This is a genomic window from Pseudomonas sp. TE36184, assembly GCF_054060055.1.
Window position 1 is genome coordinate 1,559,200 of record NZ_JBSSCU010000001.1, and the last position, 20,549, is coordinate 1,579,748.

At 67.0% G+C, this 20,549-nt stretch carries 12 protein-coding genes and 1 pseudogene; 1 reads left to right on the plus strand and 12 read right to left on the minus strand.

Features of this window, described 5'->3' with window-relative positions; genetic code table 11:
• The first annotated feature begins 22 nt into the window (after positions 1 to 22).
• The gene (locus ACVWZP_RS06860) at positions 23 to 11,878 is read left to right on the plus strand and encodes a hypothetical protein (RefSeq protein WP_457369595.1); all 11,856 of its coding nucleotides are present in this window, start codon (positions 23 to 25) and stop codon (positions 11,876 to 11,878) included.
• A gap of 165 nt (positions 11,879 to 12,043) precedes the next feature.
• Here ACVWZP_RS06860 and hypE read toward each other — a convergent pair.
• The 12 genes and pseudogenes from hypE to ACVWZP_RS06920 form a co-directional block, all read right to left on the minus strand.
• Positions 12,044 to 13,112, minus strand: a pseudogene (hypE, locus tag ACVWZP_RS06865) (hydrogenase expression/formation protein HypE).
• A complete protein-coding gene (hypD, locus tag ACVWZP_RS06870; RefSeq protein WP_457369596.1) occupies positions 13,109 to 14,245 on the minus strand; it encodes a hydrogenase formation protein HypD in 1,137 nt (378 codons plus the stop codon). Before hypD ends, hypE begins: the two are co-directional and overlap by 4 nt.
• Complete coding sequence (locus tag ACVWZP_RS06875) at positions 14,242 to 14,475, minus strand: HypC/HybG/HupF family hydrogenase formation chaperone (protein ID WP_017845603.1); 234 nt, start codon at positions 14,473 to 14,475, stop codon at positions 14,242 to 14,244. The genes hypD and ACVWZP_RS06875 overlap by 4 nt, the downstream gene beginning before the upstream one ends.
• Positions 14,466 to 15,629, minus strand: coding sequence for a Kae1-like domain-containing protein (locus ACVWZP_RS06880; protein WP_457369597.1), 1,164 nt, complete (start codon positions 15,627 to 15,629; stop codon positions 14,466 to 14,468). Before ACVWZP_RS06880 ends, ACVWZP_RS06875 begins: the two co-directional genes overlap by 10 nt.
• Positions 15,622 to 16,635 (minus strand): hydrogenase nickel incorporation protein HypB, encoded by a 1,014-nt coding sequence (gene hypB, locus ACVWZP_RS06885; protein ID WP_390896563.1) that lies wholly within the window; start codon positions 16,633 to 16,635, stop codon positions 15,622 to 15,624. The genes ACVWZP_RS06880 and hypB overlap by 8 nt, the downstream gene beginning before the upstream one ends.
• Positions 16,636 to 16,658: 23 nt before the next feature.
• A complete protein-coding gene (locus ACVWZP_RS06890) occupies positions 16,659 to 17,006 on the minus strand; it encodes a hydrogenase maturation nickel metallochaperone HypA/HybF (RefSeq protein WP_017845600.1) in 348 nt (115 codons plus the stop codon).
• Positions 16,999 to 18,081, minus strand: a complete 1,083-nt coding sequence (locus ACVWZP_RS06895) for a HoxV (protein ID WP_457369598.1) — start codon at positions 18,079 to 18,081, stop codon at positions 16,999 to 17,001. Before ACVWZP_RS06895 ends, ACVWZP_RS06890 begins: the two co-directional genes overlap by 8 nt.
• Entirely contained in the window at positions 18,078 to 18,581 is a 504-nt protein-coding gene (gene hybE, locus ACVWZP_RS06900) for a [NiFe]-hydrogenase assembly chaperone HybE (protein WP_457369599.1), read from the minus strand. The genes ACVWZP_RS06895 and hybE overlap by 4 nt, the downstream gene beginning before the upstream one ends.
• A complete protein-coding gene (locus tag ACVWZP_RS06905) occupies positions 18,568 to 18,798 on the minus strand; it encodes a rubredoxin (protein ID WP_017845597.1) in 231 nt (76 codons plus the stop codon). The genes hybE and ACVWZP_RS06905 overlap by 14 nt, the downstream gene beginning before the upstream one ends.
• 7 nt (positions 18,799 to 18,805) lie before the next feature.
• Positions 18,806 to 19,699, minus strand: a complete 894-nt coding sequence (locus tag ACVWZP_RS06910) for a hydrogenase expression/formation protein (RefSeq protein WP_017845596.1) — start codon at positions 19,697 to 19,699, stop codon at positions 18,806 to 18,808.
• The gene (locus tag ACVWZP_RS06915) at positions 19,696 to 20,178 is read right to left on the minus strand and encodes a hydrogenase (protein ID WP_457369600.1); all 483 of its coding nucleotides are present in this window, start codon (positions 20,176 to 20,178) and stop codon (positions 19,696 to 19,698) included. Before ACVWZP_RS06915 ends, ACVWZP_RS06910 begins: the two co-directional genes overlap by 4 nt.
• A complete protein-coding gene (locus ACVWZP_RS06920; RefSeq protein ID WP_017845594.1) occupies positions 20,175 to 20,549 on the minus strand; it encodes a HypC/HybG/HupF family hydrogenase formation chaperone in 375 nt (124 codons plus the stop codon). Before ACVWZP_RS06920 ends, ACVWZP_RS06915 begins: the two co-directional genes overlap by 4 nt.

Below are 20,549 nucleotides of genomic sequence, written 5' to 3' on the forward strand. Positions count from 1 at the left end.
AGTTTTTTCTCCGAGGTAATCTATGTCTGTCGCCACCGTTTACTCCGCGCTGAACGCCTCGATCCACGACGGCGTCATCGACCTCTGGCAAGCCTCGACACAATCCGTGCTGGCGCCGCTACGTGGTGTGCTGGAACTGTTCGGCATCCATGATTCCTGGCTGTTATCCAGCGCCAGCCTCAGCCAGGGGCTCGACCGGGTCACCCTCAGCGCCAGCGGCCATTTCGGCCAGCCCGGCGATCCGCAAGGCATGCGCTTCGCGGTCCATGGGCAATTGCTCTATACCCAGACCGACGCTAGCAGCGGTCTGTTCCAACTGAGCCTGGCCATCACCTCGACGGGCTGGACCTTCTCGGATTTCTTCAATCCCTACTGCCTGCCACAGACCCAGGGCGAGCCCGTCGATGGCGGCGACTCGGTGGTCTGGAAGCCCTCTTTCCTGCAAGGACTGGTACTGGAGGCCCCCGTGTTCCAGGCTGATAGCCGGACCGATGCCAGCCTGACGCTCTCGGGACGCCTGCCGGCCAACGACGCCTTTTCGGCAGCGCTGGACATGCTCGCCCCATGGCCGCTGGCCTTGAGCGGCACCTTGAAGATGCCGGCCACCTGGAGCGACGTACCGGTCATGGACCTGTTGGCCAGGGCCGCCGGTTCACCGGCGCTCAACGTCGGCTCGCCGGCACCAACTGGCGGCGGCCCGGCGGGCCTGGCACTGAGCAATCTCGGCCTGGAACTGCTGGTGCGCGATGACCTCGATGAAGCACTGTGGAACCGTACCAGCTTCTCGGTCATCAACCTGGTCGGCACCGTCAGCCTGGGCCGCGACAACGCGGCGCTGGTGGCCAACCTGTCCACGCCATTGCTGGTGGTGGGGGCGCAATGGCGCCTGACCGCCGTATTCGACCCGGCCCACGCCTCGATCGTTCGCGGTATGGCGCAACTGAGCACCATCTTCGGCCTGCCCGCCCTGCCCCTGCCGGACAATTTCCCGCTGCTGGAAACCTTCAAGTTTCGCGAGGTCGACCTCACCTTCACATCACCGACCGGAGGGGGACTCCCGCAATTGCAGGCATTGGGCGTGACCATCGGTTCCGACCAGCAATGGTCGCCGCCGGTCCCTTTTGTCACCCTGCACAGTGTTGGTACTCGCTGGGTCTGGGGCTGGGGCGCAATCAGCGTCGACGGTGGCGCAACACGCTATACCGGCACCGTCAGCGGCGCGGTGTTCGGCACCCTGCGCTTCGGCGACAACGCCAATACCGGTAAGAAAGTCGACATCGATGTCTCGGTCAGCCTGCCGCAGTTATACATCCAGGGCCAGATGCGCAATGGCGACTACATTCCCATCGGCCAGGCCTTCAGCTATTTCTTCGGCGCTCCAGGCCCAGCCGTGGGAGGCCTGCAAAGCGCCGTGGTCAGCGAGTTGGGGTTCGCCGCCGATCCACTGCTGCAGAATTATTCCGCCGAGACCCTGGTGGTATTCGGTGACCCGGACAACGACGCGCCCAGCGTCGATCAGGGCTGGGACATCAACCTAGTGGTGATCACCCTGCGCCTGGAGGAAATCGGCTTCTGGATCGCCGCACAGAACGGCAAGATCGGCGGCGGCCTGAATGGCGTGTTCTCGTTCTTCCCCGCCGCCGCGAACGACGACTACGAGAGCCCGCGCCTGGTGTTCAGCGCCGATTACCCGGTGCAGGACCCGGACGCCCCCGAGGGTTGGCGCTTCGCCGGCGGGCTCTACCAGGGCACCAGCATCAACCTCACCGACCTGGTCGCCCAATTCCTCGGCCTCGGCCGGGCTCCGGCCTCGGTACCCGTGCTAATGGTGGACCGCCTCGACGTCAGCCTCTCCACTGGCGACAAGTCCTATGAACTGGGCGGCACCATCTCCATGCGCTGGACCCCGACCCTGTTCGGCACGGAATTGAAGATCTCGGCAGCAGCCAGCATCGATATCGCCCGAAGCGGCAGCACGCCGGCGGACAAGCCGGCCTCGGGGCGTCTGAGCGGCGAGTTCTCGATCAACCGCATCGGCGTGGAAGTGGGCATGGACGTGGGCGTCGACGAGCCGACCTACCTGCTCAAGGTCTACGTCGATACGATCTGGGTCCAGGCCATTACCGCCTGGCGCGGCGACAAGGACAGCACCACCAACCCGCGCCACCAGGTGGTCTCGGTGCAACTGGGCGGCACCACCCTGGGCGACATGCTCGAGTACCTGGTCAACCTGGCTGCGCCGACCCTGGGCTTTACCCTCGACTCGCCGTGGGACGTGCTCAAGCGCATCGAGCTGTCCAGCTTCGTCTTCACCCTCGACCCGACCAACAACGTGGTCGAATTCGTCTACAAGGCCAAGGTCGACCTGGGCTTCGGCAGCCTCTCGGCAATCGGCGTGCGCTATACCCGCGCCGGGGCCGGCAAGGTGGAACTGATTCTCGAAGGTTCGCTGCTCGGCAAGTCCTATACCGGCGACGATGCGTTGGCCTGGGATGTGGTCAACGACCCGCCGCCCGCCGTGCCGGGCACCGGATCTTCGCTGGTAGAGCTGCGCTACCTGGGTATCGGCCAGCGCATCCGCCTGCAGAACCCGGTGGACACCGTGGCCGGCAACCTGGCCCTGCTCAAGCAGTTCATGCAGCCGGTGGAGAATCCCGGCAACCTGCCGAGCACCGGCAGCAGCGGGGTCGCCTTCTCCGCCGACAGCCAGTGGCTGATCGGCCTGGATATCGGCCTGATGGCCAATACCGTAGACCTCGGTTTCCTGTTCAACGACCCGATCCTCTACGGCCTGTCGGTCGGCCTCAACGGCGAGAAGGCCGGCAGCCTCGCCGGGCTGCGCTTCGAGATCCTGTACAAGAAGATTTCCGATGACGTCGGCATGTTCCGCGTCGAGCTGCGCCTGCCCGATGCCTTCCGTACCTTCCAGATCGGTATCGCCTCGCTGACCCTGGGCACCGTGGTGATCGAGGTCTACACCAACGGCAATTTCAAGGTGGACCTGGGCTTCCCCTACAACCAGGACTTCAGCCGTTCGTTCTCGGTCCAGGCCTATATTTTCATCGGTCGCGGCGGGGTCTATTTCGGCCTGCTCGACGGGGTCACTTCGAGCCAGGTGCCACGCATCAGCAACGGTACGTTCTCGCCGGTATTGGAACTGGGCATCGGCCTGGCGGTGGGGGTGGGCAAGGAGATCCGCGTCGGAATCCTCGGCGGCGGTGCCTATGTCGAAGTGCAGGTGATCTTCCAGGGCGTGCTCGGCTGGTTCAACCCGTCCAGTGCCGGGCTGCCGTCGGCCCAGTATTTCCGCGCCCAGGGCATCGCCGCCCTGCACGGCAAGGTCTACGGCTACGTGGACTTCAAGGTGATCAAGGTCTCGCTCAGCCTTGAGGCCTATGCCCAGGTCAGCGCGCTGTTCGAGTGCTACCGACCCACCGAATTCACCCTCAAGGTCTCGGTGCGCGCCGAGGCCAAGGTGAAGATCCTGTTCATCAAGATATCCTTCAGTTTCCATGTCTCGCTGGAGCTGTCCTTCACCCTCGGCTCGGTGCAGCAGACGCCATGGATCGTCGCGCCGGGCGGCGACCCCAAGGGCTTCCAGAGTAGCCGCCTACTGGCCGCGCCGGGACGGGCCGGCAGCCTGTCCGGCGGCTACGGCCCTCGGGCACGGCGCAATCGCGCGCAGCGGGTAGCGGTGCTCAGCGCCCAGCATCTGCACCAGGTGCTGCTGCGCAAGCGCGCGAGCAATGCCCTGGCGCTGGTCGAGGGCAGCGATTGGGACTGGGACCCGAGCCGCAGCCAGTGGCCCGACGGCCAGCCGCGCAGCGCCCTGCTCTATCTGCTGCCGAGCATCTCCATCGGCGATTTGCCGGTGTCCTGGAGCGGCCCGGCGCAGGCCAATGCAGCGCCCAACTACCGCGCCGCGTTCATTCTCTGCGCCAACTCCGGGGTCGACCCACAGGCACCGACCGCCCGCGCCGAAGCCCGGCGCTCAGCACTGCACCACGCCCTCGCCGCCAGCGCCGAGGACACGGCGAGCCTGACCCCAGACCTGTGGGTGCGTACCGTGCTGCTCTATGCGCTGTACGCCATTCCCGATGGCCCACGGACCGAGACCGATCCGCTCACCGCCGGCCAACTGGCCCTGCTCGCCGCCGTCCTCGACGACCCGCAAAGCGCCGATGTGGCCTTTGCCTGGAGCCATCTGGAGACCCTGTTCGCCACCAACCTGCACCTGCTGCTGGGTGCCGATCCGGGCGCGGTCACCGAAGTCGGCGGCATGGTCGCGCCGCTGCCGCCGGGCCTGACCCGCAGCGGCACGCCAGGCGGAACCCTGAACTTCGCCAAGGTCAACCCGGTCGGTCCCTGGTACGAATGGCAACTGGCGCAGTACATGGGCCAGTACCTGCCGGTGGGCGGTGCCAGCGGGCCGCGTCCGGCCCTGGACGATCCGGCGACCTACGAGTCCTTCCCGACCTTTATCTTCCGCGACTACTGCCTGATGCTGGCCAAGGCCGCCGTGCAGGAAGCCGGCGACCTGCTGGCCAGCACCACGCTCAGCGTCGCCGACGACGGCAGCGGCCAGGGCCAGTCCCTGGCGCAACTGGCGGCGGGCTTCGCCAGCGCCACCGTCGACTACCCGGTACGCGCCGGGGATACCGTCGAAAGTGTCGCCCAGGCCCTGGGCGCCAGCAGCGCCGAGTTGCTATTCCTCAATCCCGCTCTGGAGCGTCAGTTGGCCAGTGCGCCGGTGGGCAGCCGCCTGCCGGTGAACCTCGGCATCGCGCCGGAGGTGCTGGCCGAGGACAACGCCAATGAAGCCTTCGCACTGCACAGCGTCGAGCTGGGCACCCTGATTCACCAGGCCGCCAGCGGCGAAACCCTGGACGCCATCGCCAGCCTGTTCAACCTGGCCAGCAGCAGCCTGCTGTTCGAGGCAGACGGCAGCGGCCTCGGCGAATCCGCCGAACTGCTGGACCCAGCGATGCCCTTCGACCTGCCGCTGCGGACCTGGAACAACGGCCCAGCCGACGCGTTGCTGGCCGCCGCCACGGCCTATGTACGCTATCGCCGGCCACCCCTGCTCGCGGCGGACTGGTACGCCCAGGCGGTATTCGACGGCAATGCCGAACTGATCGCGCAACTGAGCCGCAACGACCTCAGCCTGAACAGCCAGGAACTGCCGCCTGGCCAGACCCTCCGGGTGCCCCAGGGCTTCAATGCGCTGGAGCCGACCAGCGCCTACATCACCCAGCCCGGCGACACCCTCGACCGTATCGCCGCGACCCTGGCCCTGGTCCAGGTCTATCCCACGCAGTCGCCACCGGAAGCGCCGGACTGGCAGGCCTTCCTCGGCGCCGTCAGCGACCTCGGCGACCACACCTATGTGCTGCCGCTCACCCATGACCTGTATGCCGTCGCCGGGGAAAGCCTCGACGACCTGGCCCGGCGCTTGCTGCTGGATGTCAGCTGGACTTCCAGCAACGACCCGGCGCTGGGCACCTGGCACTATGCCTGGGCGAACATCCTCGCCTGGGCCGGCCCGGCCGCCTTCCTCGCGCCCCTGGCCCTGGTACCGGTGCCGAATGCCGTGGCCAAGGTCGGCGAAGACCAGAGCCTGAGCTTCACCCTGCTGGCCAACACTTACGGACTGAGCATTGCCGATGCCGCCGTGCGCCTGGAAAATCTCGCCGGCCTCTACGCCATCGACACCGTACTGAACGTGACCCAGGTGCCGGTGATCAGCATCGACCGACTGCTCGACCAATTGCTCGGCGGCGAAGCCCTGCCGCGTATCGTCAACCAGGGCTCGCGCTCGCTGATGGCCGGCCTGCGCGCGCCGAAGCCGGTGACCGACGCCCAAGGGCATGCGGTCGCCGACCCGCAACAACCCACCCCGCTCTACGACCTCACCGGCCAACAGTTCGACCTGGCGGTGGACACCTCGCCGGACAAGGCCGACGAACCCGCGCTGGACATGACCCTGACCGCCCAGAGCAGTTGGATCAGCCTGGTGGACAGCGCGGTCGCCGCTGCCAACACCCTGCCAGCCAGCCGCTTCCTCGCCCGCAGCAAGATCCCCGTCGGCATGGCGGTGCCCACCGAAGTGGTGCAGAGCCTGAACTACCGCTACAGCAACGCGCAGATCATCGCCATGGGCCCGGCCACCAGCCTGAGCCTGCCGGTGGTCAAGGCGCCAGCGGCCATGGCCCTGGCCGGACGCTCGCCGAAAGCCTACGGCCTGACCCAGCGTATCGAACTGCAAACCCCGGTGGTCCTGCCGATTCCCGGCATGGACGCCCCGCCCGTGGGTGCCCAACCGACCCTCTGGCCGCTGCCGGCGGATCTGCGCGCCAAGGCCCTGAGCGGTTCCAGCGTGGCCTACGACCTGCTGACCACCGCCGAAGGCGCCAGCGCCGGGCGCGATGCGGTCGCCGTCGAGAGCGCCACCTGGGCCTGCCGCATCCCCGTGGCGATCAAGCAGATCAACGACACCCTGACCCTGTTCGCCCTGCAAGGCGTGGACGAGGCCGAGCGTCCGACCTTGCTGGCTTTACGCGCCTGGCTGGCGGCCGGCGAAAGCGCCGGCACGGTGGTCAAGGTACTGGCCCTGCCGGCGCCGAATGCCGGCAATGCCGCCGGGGTCAGCGTGCTCGACGGCACGCCGGAGCAGACCTGGCTGATCCAGGCCAACCTGTCCACGGAAAGCGTGCCGCGCGCCCCTGACGTCACCCTCGGTCGGGTCCACAGCCTGGCCCGTGACGGCGATCCGGCCCCGGCCGCGTCGCTGAATGAGCTGGAGCGCTTCGTCACCCTGCTCTGGGAAGGCAGCGTGGTCGGTGGCTCCGGTTACACCCTGGGCCTGGAAAAAGGCCTGCCGGCCAGTGCCCTGGATGCCAATGGCGTCGCCACTATCGATCTGCTGGTGATCGCCGGCACCCAGCAGGCCAGCGCGCCGCAGGGCCGCAGCCTGTTGCCGTTCAATACCTGCGCGCTGGTCGCGCCGGGGCTGGATGCAACCATCGGCACCCTCTATGCCGAGGACCATAACGAAGAAGACACCATTCTGCAGGCCCTGGTACCGGCGGGCAGCGTCGGCTTCAACCTGACCCTGGACGCGCCGCCGGAACAGGCCGAGAGCACCGCCCAGTTGCAGGCCCGCAGACTCTTCAGCCTGCTCGGTACGCAGATTCCGGCCAGCCAGGATTCGCCCTTCGCCATGGCGGCTTCGGGCATGCCGGCACCGCCCACTCCGGTGGACAAGGACGCGCCGCCGGCGTGGAAACGCGAGCGCCTGATCCGTCGCGGTGTGCTGCGCGACAAGCGCCTGGCCGAAGAGGCCGATGCGTACTGGCTGTATGAGCAGATCCTGCCGCTGTACCGCTTCGCCACAGCGTCGCCACTGCCGCGTGTGCTCGGCCTGCCGAGCCCGGACGACGACCCGTATCGCGGCTTCGGCTGGGCCACAAGCCTGCCCTCGGCCCTGGTCGAGCTGAACTTGCAGGACATCTTCGGCAACCAGACCGGCGCCAACCCCGCCGGCCAGGGCCAGGTCAGCCTGCCCAGCGGCTATACCGATCCATTGCTGGGCGTCGGTGACTGGCCGGCGCAGGTCAGTGCCTGGGCGGTCAGCGTCAGCGATGCCCAGGTGACCCTGAGCATCAGCCTGGAGGCGCGCCCGGCCACGGTGATGCCGTCGCCAAGCCAGCCCGGCGATGCGGCCGCGCAAACCGCCGAGCGCCAGGCCGAAGCCTACGCCAAGGCCTACTACCAACTCGGCCAGCCGCTGAGCGCGGCGGTGGAAACCAGCCTCGACATCAGCGCCGCCCACGGTATCGACCAGCAACCGCTGTGGCGCTTCGCCGCCGCGTCCCAGGCCTTCAGCGCCAGCGCATCGCGCCTGGGTGCCGCCCGTGCCCCGGCCAATGCCACCCTCGCCTCGCTGGCCGAGGACTACAGCCTGCGCTACGCGGAAATGGCCCTGGCCAACGCGCAAGTACCAATGCAGGCCCTGTTCGGTGTCGGTGCCCTGCTGAAGGTCCCGGCCTATGCGCTGTTCGCCGAAAACGACACGGCGCAGAGCATCGCCGCTATCACCCGCCCCAGCGGCTGGCCGAGCATCACTGCCGAGGCGTTGCTCGCTGCCCGCGAGAACGGCGAGCTGCCGCTGCGCAGCGGCGCGGTACTCAAGGTGTCGCCTGCACTGACCCGCAATACCGCCGACGGCAGCGCCAACCTGGCGACCCTGGCCAATCTCCTCGGCACCCTGCCGGGGTTGCTGGCCGGGGATAACGCCAGCCTGACCATCCTCACCCCGGGCATCACCTTCTCGGTCGCGGTGTCCGAGGCCGAGCAGGTGTCGGTCACGGTGACCGAGGCCGATGCACCGGCGCCGATCCGCTCGCTGGCGCAGGTCTGCACCGCCTTCGCCGCCCTCGGGGTGAATATCAGCGTCACCGACCTGGGCCAGAGCCATCAGGCGCTGCCGGCGATCTTCCAGGCCAACCAGCTGATTTCCAGCACGGTCTGGGTCGCGGGCAACGACGACAGCCTGGGGCACAACGGCAGCGGTCTGGACCAGGCAGCCCTGGCGGCGCTGAATACCCGCTCGGTCAATCTGTTCGAGATGGGCACGCTGTTGTATCTGGGCGACTTCAACGCCGGTGCGGGGATCAGCGCCGACGGCGCACAGACGCTGCACCAGTTCGCCGATGCCCACGCCTGCCCGGCGGAACTGCTGCTGGGTGCCAACCCGGATCTCGCGGTGCCGGCGGACGGCGCCTTCGCCCTGCCGGGCCGGGTGAGTTGGCCGAGCGACGCGGCACAGGTGCGGGTGCCCTACTCGATCCAGGGCGGCGACAGCCTCGACACCATCGCCCCGCGTTTCGCCCAGAACACCCTGGACCTGGCCACGGCCAACCTGGAGATGCCAGTGGTCGTGGCCGGTGGCGTGACCCTGAGCATCCGCGTCGGCGGCCAGTCCTACAGCCTGACCACCGCCGCCAGCGGGCAAAGCCTGGCCGTCACCCTGAGCCAGCTGCAACAGCTGGCGCCTGCGGCGACCCTGGCGGATCTGCTGGCAGGCATGGGCGACGATAGCCAGGCGCTGAACCCGGGCGCCCTGCTGATCTGCGCCCCCGCGCAATTCGCCAGCGCCACCGCACCATCGGCGATTGCCGGGCTGCTGGGGGTCAGCGCCGGAGCCTTCGCCCTGGCCAACGTCGGTACGCCAAACCTGATCGCCAGCGGTATCCGCCTGGATGCCCCGCAAGGCCAGGCCAGCGTGGTCACCCAGGCCAACGACTGCCTGAACAGCCTGATCGTGCGCTTCGCCGAAGCCGGGGTGCAGGTCAATGCCCAGGAAATCGTCGAAACCCCGGCGAACGCCGACAAACCGTTGTTCGCCGCCGCGGCACCGGCCCTGGTACCGCCAAGCGGGATGCGTATCCGCCTGCCGATCGGTGCCAGCGGGCCTTATCCGGGGCCGGCCTTCCCGCTCAATGTGAGCCTGACCCTGAGCCGGCCGACGGCGCTGATCAACCCGGACTTCGCCGCCGATAACAGCGCAGGCGTGTCGCGCAGCAGCAGCCCGATCCCGGCGCCGCTAGTACCTGCGGCCGAGGACCAGGGCGGCGGCCTGGCCTTCAATGCCTTTATCGCCGCCATGCGTGCGGCCCTGCCCGACCTGCGTATCGCCACCGGCCGCGCCCTGGAGGACAGCCGCGATCTGTGGGCGGTGAACTTCGGCGACACCGGGATCCGCTCCCTGAGCATCGCCGGGGCCACCACGGTGCCCGGTGCTCCGGGTCCGCAGCCGCGCTTCTTTGCCCTGACCCCGCTGTACAAGAGCCTGGTCAGTCGCCAGGGCGTCGGCCTCAACGTTTTGCTGCCCGACGGCACGCTGTCGCAAGCCAGCAGCCAGCACGACTTCCAGGGCATCGACGTGGAGCCCTGGGCCGGGCGTTTCCTCTCGGACATGGACCGCATCCTCGGCGCCAGCAACGTCGCCGCGCTGTACCGTACCCCGGATACCCGTCAGACCCTCAGCGACCTGGTGGCGGTCAAGCGCCAACTGGCCGGAGCTATTCCCGAGGGGCTGGAGCCGGTCCTGGCAATCAGCGACCCGGATGCCGTCGCCGGCCAGGCGGCTGCGGCCACCACCCTGCAACAGCAACTGGGCGTCAACCTGTCCCGGGCCTGGAGTGCCTCGACCCTGGTGCAACTGAACCGCGAGGTCGCGTCGGCCTGGCAAGACCCGCACAGTGCATTGCTGCCAGCGGACATGTACGGCGGCATCGAAGTCACCAGCGGCGGCGAGGAACGCTCCTGGAGCATGAGCGCAGGCAAGTGCTGGCTGACTGACTTCTCGCCGTTCATCACCCTGCTGCTGACCGTGTCCGATCCCGCCAGCCACCGCACGGTCACCGCCAACATGGCCTTCGGCATCACCGACCTGGAGCGCAATATCACCAGCGCCGGCCTGCCCGACGGCTATGCTGCGTCGCAATGGCTGACCTTCGTCCCGCCGCTGAGCGGCAGCGACCTTCCAGCGGCGTTGAGCGTCGACCTGGGTGAAGTCTCGGTGCCGATTGCGCTGCGGGATTTCCCGGCGCTGCCGGTGATCGTCGAGCAACGCGCCAGTGCCACCGCGCTGAACGCCGAACTGCGCCAGCGCCTGCGCAGCGGCCGCGCCCTCAGTACCCTGCGCGCAGACAGCGAGGTCAGCCTCGCCAGCCTGGCGCTGTGGGACCACCGCTTCACCTACTCCCACGAGCATGCCGAGCAGGACGACGTCAGCCTGACCCTGAGCTACAACCTGCGCCCCGACCCGATGATGCGACTGGCCGTCAGCGACGTGGATCTGTTCGTCGAGTTGGCGCGCTATATCGCCGTGGCCGATGGCCTCTGGGACATCCTCGGCGACCTGCCGCAAAGCGGCGCCCTGACGCCGGTGCAGAGCAATGCAGCCAATACGCTGCGCGATCTGGCCCGTGCGGTCGCCGGCAGCTGGAACGTGCGCCTGGTCGACAGCCACCCGGATGCGCGCCTGCAGGCCCCGGACACCGATCAGTTCAGCTTCCAGGCGCGGGTCACCGACCGGGGTGGGCCGCAGACCAGTCGCGAAGTCGCCAGTCTCGGCTTGACGGCACTGAGCGCCGGCGTCGGTCCCGACGGGCAATGGCCGCAGGTCTGGGCATTGACCGCAGCGGGCTTGATGGTGCAATTGGAGCGCACAAGCGTCTCGGCCAGCGAGTCCCGTTACGAGGTGGCGCCGGGTGTCCATGTCCCGGCGTCGTGGCCGACCTTCAGCCTGGTCTTCGCTGGGCTCAACGTCGCCCGCTGGCAGAACGCGACGGGCTCGATCCTGGTCCAGCGCAACCAGAAACTGCTGGGTGCCGACGGGCCCTCGACCAATCCGGCGTTCGTGTTCCAGACCGACCGGGTCGAAGCCGCCAGCGTGGCCACCCCACTCAATGCCTGGGACCAGCGCGTGCCGCTGGCGACTGCCCCTGCCACGATCAGCGCAGCCCTGCAGGCGGCCTTCGACAGCCTGTTCGGTGACGCTGCGGAAAATGGCGGGCTACGCATCACCGTCGGGGTGGCCTATGCCTACGAGCTGGCCACCGACCCACTGGAACCGAACCATGGGTTGGTCGGGGAAACGCCGGTGTACCTGTATCCCAACCAGACGCTCGACAGCAGTACGGCGGGCAATCTGCAAACGGCGGTGGATACCTGGCGCGAGCAGGCCAATCCGCAGCGGGATGGCGGGGAATGGGTGTTTTCGTTGACCCTGTATTCGTCGCTGGTGGAGGACCGGCGACCGTTGCTGGTGATCGGAAATATGTATCTGCCGATGCTGCTGGAGCAACGTTGACGCCGCTCAGAGGATGATGTGCGGCGTGACGGCTGCACATCCGAGGGGGCTCTCACCGTCCTGCCGTTTGTCAGCCTTACCCCCTGCCGACTTGGCAGGGTTGTGGAACGCATGGCGGCAACTGGAGGATGCCGCCGTTCGTTGCTGACTCAGGGCTTCAGGGCCTCAGCAGATTCTCGGCAGCTGTTCGCCCGACAACCAGTCCACCACCCTGCGCCCGCCGAATCGGGTCTGCATCTGCACGAAACCGTGGGCGTCTTCAAGGACCGTGCCGATACGCACCGCATGTTCGCCCAACGGGTTGAGGCGCATACAGTCGAGCAGCGGCTGGGCGTCTTCTTCGGCGCAGATTGCGATCAGCTTACCCTCGTTGGCGATGTACAGCGGGTCCAGGCCCAACAGTTCGCAAGCGGCCTCAACCTGCGGCTGCACGGGAATCGCCGCTTCGTCCAACAGCATGCCGACTCCGGACTGCCCGGCAATTTCGTTCAGCGTGGTCGCCAAACCGCCTCGGGTCGGGTCGCGCAGTACGCGCAGGCCGGGAGCGACCGCGAGCATCTGCGCCACCAAGCCATGCAGCGCCGCACTGTCAGACAGGATTTCGGTCTCGAACGCCAGCCCTTCTCGCTTGGACATGATCGCCACACCGTGTTCGCCGATGCTGCCGGACACCAATATCGCATCGCCGGGGCGTGCGCGATGCCCGCCCGTGTCGACCCCGTTGGGGATAATGCCGATGCCGGTGGTGCTGATGAACACGCCGTCGCCACTGCCGCGTTCCACGACTTTGGTGTCGCCGGTGATGATCGGCACCCGCGGCATCGCGGGAGGCGCGGCCCATCGACTCAACGATGCGCTTGAGGTCAGCGAGGGCAAAGCCCTCCTCGATGATGAAGCTGGCAGAGAGATAAAGCGGCCGCGCGCCGCCCATGGCGACGTCGTTGAGGGTGCCATGCACAGACAAGCTGCCAATGTCGCCACCGGGGAAAAACAGCGGCGACACCACGTGTGCGTCGGTGGCCATGACCATGCGTTCGCCGGGTTTGAGTTCCGGGCTGAAGGCGGCGCCATCGTTGCCCTGGCGCAACCACGGGTTGTCGAAGGCGGCGACAAATAGCTCTTCGATCAACTGCGCCGAAGCGCGCCCGCCGGCACCGTGGCCCATATCGACCACGCCGTCGCGAAAATTGAGGGGGCGTACATAACCGCGTTTTACGGGGGAACGGCCGGTCATACTGCAACAACCTCGATGTCTTTATAGCGCCCGTAGGCGTAATGAGCGGCGCAGGCGCCTTCGTTGGAGACCATGCACGAGCCCATGGGGTTTTCCGGGGTGCATACGCTGCCGAACAGGCGGCAGTCGGTGGGCTTTTTCTGGCCGCGCAGGATCGGCCCGCATTCGCAGGCTTTGTTATCGGCCACGGCGCGGTAATGCAGGTCGAAGCGTTTTTCTGCATCGAAGGCGGCGAATTTCGCGCGAATGCGCAAGGCGCTGAACGGCACCTCGCCAAGCCCGCGCCATTCGAAGCTCTCACGCAGTTCGAAGATCTCGTCCATCAAGGTCTGGGCAGCGCTGTTGCCATTGCGGCCGACGGCGCGGACGAATTCGTTTTCGACCTCGGCGCGCCCGTCGTTGACCTGGCGCACCAGCATCAAAATCGCCTGTATCACGTCCAGCGGTTCGAAACCGGCAATCACCACCGGCTTGCGGTATTGGCGGGCGAACTCGGCGTAGGGTTCGGAGCCAATGATGATGCTCACATGCGCCGGGCCGACGAAGCCGTCCAGTTCCACCGCCGCCGGATCCTGCCCGGGGGCGGCAAGGATATGCTCGATGGCCGCCGGGGTCAGGACATGGCAGCACAGCACGCTGAAGTTTTTCAGGCCGCGAGCGGCGGCGTCGCGGATCACCAGGGCGGTCGGCGGCGTGGTGGTTTCGAAGCCAATGGCCAGGAACACCACTTCACGCTCGGGGTTGGCCTCGGCGATTTTCAGCGCATCGCTGGGCGAGTAGATCATGCGGATATCCGCGCCTTGTGCCTTGGCGCGCAGCAGCGAGAGGCCACCGGACGCCGGCACGCGCAGGGTGTCGCCATAGCTGCAGAGGATCGCTCCGTCCTCCAGCGCCAGCTTCACCGCCAGGTCGATACGCCCAATCGGCAAGACACACACCGGGCAACCGGGGCCGTGGATCATGCGGACATTGGCGGGCAGCAAATCGCTCACGCCGTAACGCGATATCGCATGGGTGTGGCCGCCACAGAATTCCATGAAGCGGTATTGGCGTTCCGGCCGGACTTCGTCGCGGATGCGCTCGGCAATGCGTTGTGCCAGTTCGCCGTCGCGGTATTCATCGATGTACTTCATAGGGCTTCCGGTTGCAGGCGGTCCAGCTCTTCGAACATGGCCAGGGTCCGCTGGGCTTCTTCGGGGTCGATCAGGCCGAGGGCGTAACCGACGTGGACGATCACGTAGTCGTCGACCTGGGCTTGCGGCACCAGCGCCAGGGAGATTTCCTTGCGGATACCGCCCAAGTCGACGAGTGCGTTATCGCCGGCGCGCAATTCGATCACGCGTGCGGGAATGGCTAGGCACATGCTTGGGATTCCTTCAATGGCAAAGCGGGTTGGCGCTGCGGGTCGCGCCAGTGCGCGGCAACCCAGGCTTGACCCAGGGCCAGCCCGGCATCGCCGCACGACACAGCCTGCGCGCTGAAAACCGGTAAGCCCCTGGCGCTCAATCGTTGCGTGAGCCGGGCACTGAGCAGGCGATTGGCGAAGCAACCGCCCCCGAGCAGCACCGGCAGCGTGGTGGATTGGTGCTCGACCCAGTCAGCGAGAGCGGCGGCCAGCGTCAGGTGAAACAGCGCCGCGCCTTCTGCGCTGCGTGCGCTGTCGGCGAGTTCGAACAGGCGGGTCAGCAGCGGGAGCAGATCGAGCACGCCGTCAGCGCGGAGGTGCCACAGGCCGTCGATGGCAGGCTCGGCGTGGGTTGCCAGGTATTCAGCGGCCAGACGCTCCAGGGCAATGGCCGCCTCGGCCTCGAATTGTTGACGCACGCTGATGCCGAGAATCCCCGCAGCGGCATCGAACCAACGGCCGGCGCCACTGCTCGGCGGGCAGTTGAGATTGCGCGCGAGCATCTGCGCGACAGTGTTCGCGCTTTGTTCGCCGACCAGCGGCCCGAGCCGCCTGAGGATTTCATCGTCGCGCCCCAGCAGGTGCAGCGTCGCGGCGGCCAGGCGCCAGGGTTCGCGGGCGGCCACATCGCCACCGGGCAGCGGCAGCGGCAATAGATAGCCAAGTCGGCGCCAGGCATCGCTGGCCACCCAGAGCAACTCGCCGCCCCAGGCTGCGCCATCGCTGCCAAGGCCCACGCCGTCCAGCGCCAGGCCGAGTACCGGGCCGTCGAGGCCATGTTCGGCCATCAGCGCGGCAATGTGCGCGTGGTGATGCTGCACGGCTACGGCGGGCACGTTGAGTTTTTCCGCCAGCGTCACCGCCAGTTGCGAGCTATAGAAATCCGGGTGCAAGTCATGGGCGATGGCTTGCGGCGTGACTTCAGCGCACGCCAACAGAGCGTCCAACGACGCCGCCAGGTCCAGGCAGCTTTGCGGGTCGCCCAAGTCACCGTGGAGTGGCGACCACAGCACCTGATCGCCCTGCAACAGGCAGGCGGTGTTCTTCAGCCACGCGCCACAGGCCAGCACCGGCGGCCAGACCTGCGCGCCAGGCAGTTTTTCGCTACGCATGCGGGGCCTCCACCTGAGCTTTGAGGCGGGCCAGTTCAGCTTCCAGTTCGGCGATGCGCGCGGCGCGTCGGTCAACCTCGGGGGCGCCGGCCAGCAACCAGTCGAGCCAGGCATCCAGCCCGGTGCCGTCGCGGGCGCTGAGCTGGATGATCTGGATCTGCGGGTTGACCTGTCGCGCATAGTCCAGGCAGCGCTGCACGTCGAAATCCAGGTGCGGCAACAGGTCGATCTTGTTGAGGATCATCAGGCGCGCTGCGGCGAACATGTCCGGGTACTTGAGGGGTTTGTCTTCGCCCTCGGTCACCGACAGGATCGCCACTTTGCCCGCCTCGCCCAGATCCCAGAGCGCGGGGCAGACCAGATTGCCGACGTTCTCGATGAACAGCATGCCGGCCGGCTCACCGCCGTCATGGGCGTGATGACTGTGTTGATGCTGTTGAGTCTGTACGTGGGCGTGCGGCTGCTGATCAACGTGGCTATGCACAAACGACTGATGCGTGTGACCGGCGGCGTGCAGCGCGTCGTGCAGCGGCAGGCGGCTATAGGCTTCGGTGATCATCCGGGCATCGAGGTGGCAGCCTTTGCCGGTGTTGATCTGGATCGCGGGTACGCCGGTTTCGCGGATGCGCTCGGCGTCGTGACGGGTTTGCTGATCGCCCTCGATCACCGCCAGCGGCAAGTCGGCGCGGCGCTGGCGCAGGGCCATGAGGGTGCTGCACAACAGGGTGGTCTTGCCGGAACCGGGGCTGGACACCAGATTGAGGGCCAGTACGCCGTGGGCGGTGAAGTTTTCCCGGTTACGCGCGGCGTGCCGGTCGTTTTCGCCGAGGATGTCTTGCTCCAAGCGGATGGTGCGGGCCTGGCTCATGCCGGGCACTGAAACCCGCGCCTGACCCGCGCCGTAATGCAGGTCGCCGGTAGCGTCGACCTGCACATCGCTATCGGTGGCCGGAGCTTCGGTCTTGTCGTGTGAATGTCCGGTTCCGCAACCGCAGACGACGCACATGGTGTACCTCCAAAATCAAACGATTAATGATCCTCGACCTGCAGGTCGAGGATGCGCAATTCAGTCCCGCCGGTGGGTTGCAGCCAAAAGCCGCCGCATTGCGGGCAGCCGGCGCCGCGCTCGATCAGCGGCACGCTGATGGCGCAATCCAGGCACCAGGCCTGGCCCGGGGGTTGTTCAATGTCGATTTGCGCACCGGCCAGCAAGGTGCCGGGCGCCAGTGCTTCAAGGGCGAAACGCAGCGCCTCGATTTCAACGCCGGCCAGCGTGCCAGCCTCCAGGCGCAGGCGGCTGACCCGCACGAACGGATCGCGCCTGGCCGCCGCCTCGACGGCGCTGAGAATGCCGCCCGCCAGACTCACTTCATGCATGAATAATGTCCTCGTTCGATGCTGCTTCTAGCTCGAGGGTGAAGCCGATGCACGGGTCGAAAGCCGCGATCAACAGCTCAGCGCGACGTCGCGTGGCCGGATCGCCGGCTGACATCGTCGCCAAACCCTGGGCCAGCGCGCCGTGGGGATGAAGGTTCCATTCGGTCGGCGCGATGACCTGATAGTCGCGGATCAACACACCGGCATTCATTCGCTCCAGACAGACCCGGTGCAACAACAGGCCGCGCGACGTTTCGCTCCAGGCCAACGCCTCGTCGGGCCCCAGCGCCAATGCGCCGAGTGCCAAGCCAGCGGGCTGTGGCAGCGAGAGCCGCGCCAGTTCGGCGAGGCGCGCGCCCAGACGCAGCCAGACGCTGGCGTAGCGTTGGGGGTCGGCCTCACGCGCGCGGGTCCAACTGCCCGTCTCACAGGGTAGCCCGAAGGCCACCGGATGCAACGCAAAATCGCTGGCCTCTCGCAGTTGGGCGGCCACCACCTGCAGCGCTTGGGTGTTGCCGGCCAGTGACAGGGCATGCACCGGCAGTTGCAGGGCGTGGGCATCCTCGCGGCAATCGGCCAGGGCGTGCGCCAGCCAATGATCGCTGCGCTGGCTCCACTCATCGAGCGCGCTGAACGGCTCGGCGTCCCACCGTTCAAGCCATTGCGCCACCGATTCGCCCAGCCAGGCGGCCATCGCCTGTTGCGGGGCGTGTTCCCAGGCATGCAGTAGGCTGAGATCGGGGCGCACCGACGGGTTACCCAGCAACCGCGGCCATTCGAGCAGCATACGCCGCACATGCTCGCGGCGGGTTTCGGCCTCCAGCATGCGCTGGGTGTTGGGGTCGATGGGGGTTTCGCCATGCAGTGCGGTGGCGACGGCCAACGCTGCGGTCAAGCGGTGCGCTTGCCCGCACAGGCTATAGAGCAACGGCAAGTGGTGCGCGGCGGTCTGTGGCGGCTGGCCGCGCAACAAGGTGGCGGCCAGCGCCGGACGCCCGCCGACAATCGCGGGCTGCTGGCCGGGACGCACCCGCAATGAGCCGCCGAGCCGCGCCAAGCTTGCCATGGCGGTCATTGCGCGCCCCCGGACACGCGTCCGAACAGCAAGCCACGGCGGCTGATGGCCGGGCGTTCCGGTGCGCGTTCGGGCGCATCCCGCAACAGCGCCAGCACCTGCTCGGCGGTTTGCCGGGCCGCGTCCTGATCGGCAAATTCAAACATCGGTGAAAACAGCGAACAGCTCTCGTAACCACCGATGCCTTCGCCGTCTGCGCCAATGAAGGTCAGGCACTGCCCGCCAAATTGATGTTCGCCTGACGCCCCCTGAGCCAGGAGTGTGCCGCGGTTCTCCGGCAGCCAGATCAGGTTCATGAACCAAGGGCTGATCAGAACACCCAGCACCCCGGTTGCCGCGTTTTCCCCGGCGATTTGCGCGCTGAAGCCCACCGCCTCGACCACCAGTTGTTGATTGAGAAACGGCAACCCGCGCATGCGTGTATCGGCAATGCCCTGGAAGTGCGCGCACAGGGTCTGTGCCTGTTGCGCCGGGCCGTCTTGGCGCTCAGACAGGTTCATCGATCACCATGAACTGCTCGGCATCGCCATCGCAATTCGGGCAACGCCAATGCTCCGGCAATGCGGAGAACGGCGTACCCGGCTCAATCTGCCAGACCGGGTCGCCGTCCCGCGGGTCATACACCCACCAGCAGATTTTGCATTCCAGGCGGGTGGCGTCGCTGATCCGCGCGTTGTCGCCGCCGTAGCTGCCTTCGAAGCCGGTTTTTTCGTTCATCGTGACCTCACTGCCCTTCGAACCACTGGATAACGTCTTCGAAGCGCTCCAGTGAGTCGGCCAGGTCTTCGGGGGCGGCGCAGATCACTTCCGGCAGGTCGGTGATTTCGATGGTGTCGAGGATTTGCGCATCCTGTGAGTTGAAGTACGTGATGCGCCAGCAGTTCTGTATCCGGGTCGCGCTGATCAGGCAATTGCCATAGCCACGGGCCAAGGCGCGCACCGGGCCGGCGGGCAAGTAGGCGTCGAGGAAGGCGATGTCTTGTTCGGACAACGGCAGCAAGGTAAGGTTGATGACATGCACCTGATCGCCGGGTTGCCAGTGTTGGCTGCGGTCTTGTACCTCGGTCAGGATCGCCGGGGCGTTCATGACGCCGAGCGGCAACGTTGACGACAAGTCGAAATCCGCCGGTCGGGCCGCCGCGCGGGCATTGCCGCGCAGTTGCGAAGGCGCGGCGCCCACTTCGACGTGATCGTAGCCCTGGCCGTAGATGCGCCATACGCCGGCGAAGATCGATTCCTGGATACGCAACGACGGCTGCGCGGCAATGATCGCGCTGACCTCGCCTTCGCCCAGCAATTGGTCGAGCAGCTTGCGGTCGCCTGTTTCCAGGCCACTGAGGTCGACGCTTTGCGTGGTCAGGCCGTTATTGCAGTCGCGCAGGCATTGCAGCAACGCTTGCAACGCGTGCCGCGCACCGGGCAGCGCCGCAAGCTCTTCAGGTTCGGGCAGCACCGGAATGCTATGGGTATACATGCCCTGCGGCATGCTGATGTATTCGAGCACGTCCTCATCGTCGGGTTGCGAGCCGGGGCCGATATCCACCACGGGGATGTAGTTCAGCGGATCGAACTCCACGGCGTGGCTTTGTGCATCGCGGTGATTGGCATCGTGGTTCATTGGCAACCTCCGGGGGCGCTGACCGGGGCACCGGCAAGCAATGGAATGCGCGCGTTGCTTTGGCTCACGGCAGCTTCCGCCAGGCGCAGGTATTCGTCCCAGTCGAGCATGCCGCTGAAGGTGCTGACGTAACCCGCATCGCGCAGCCACACCAGCGACGGCCAGCGGCGCACGGCAAAGCGCGCGGCGATGGCTTCTTCATCGGCGCGACCGACCACGCCCAGGCGCAGGCTCAATTGGTGGCGGCGCGCGATTTCCACGCGCAGTTCCGGCAACACCACGGCCACGTCCAGGCATTCGGGATGGCGTACCGGGTCACCGCACAGCAGCAACAGGCATTCGCCCCCTTCGGCAAGCCAGGTATCGAGGTTGTCGGCGTCGATCCAGGTCGCGTCGAATTGCTCCACCAGCCGGCTGATCAAGGCCGGGATGGCGGGTGTCACGGGAATGGGCGCCATGAAAACAGCGGAGTCGCTCATGTGGGGTCCTTGACTGACGGTTGAGGTGGGGTGAGCGCGGCAGGCGCAAGGGGTGGCGACGCGTGGCCCAACAAGGCCGCCAGTTGCTCGGCGTTCATGGCCGAGGGCAGGCTGAAACCCGGCACGCTGTCGGGCTGCGGGGCCGTGCCGAACAGGGCCGCTTCGAGCAGGCGCAGGGTGGAGTCGATTTCGCTGGCGCGTTGGGCGTCGAGGCGTTCACGGGCGGCGTCGAGAAAGATCAACAGCCAGTCGCCGACCGCACACGGGCCGACCAGTGACAGGTCGATACGGCGTTCTTCGCCGTGGCGGTCGCGGCAGCGGGCGAAGCCCAACTCGGCCGCGATCACTTGCATGGGCAATCCGATGCACAT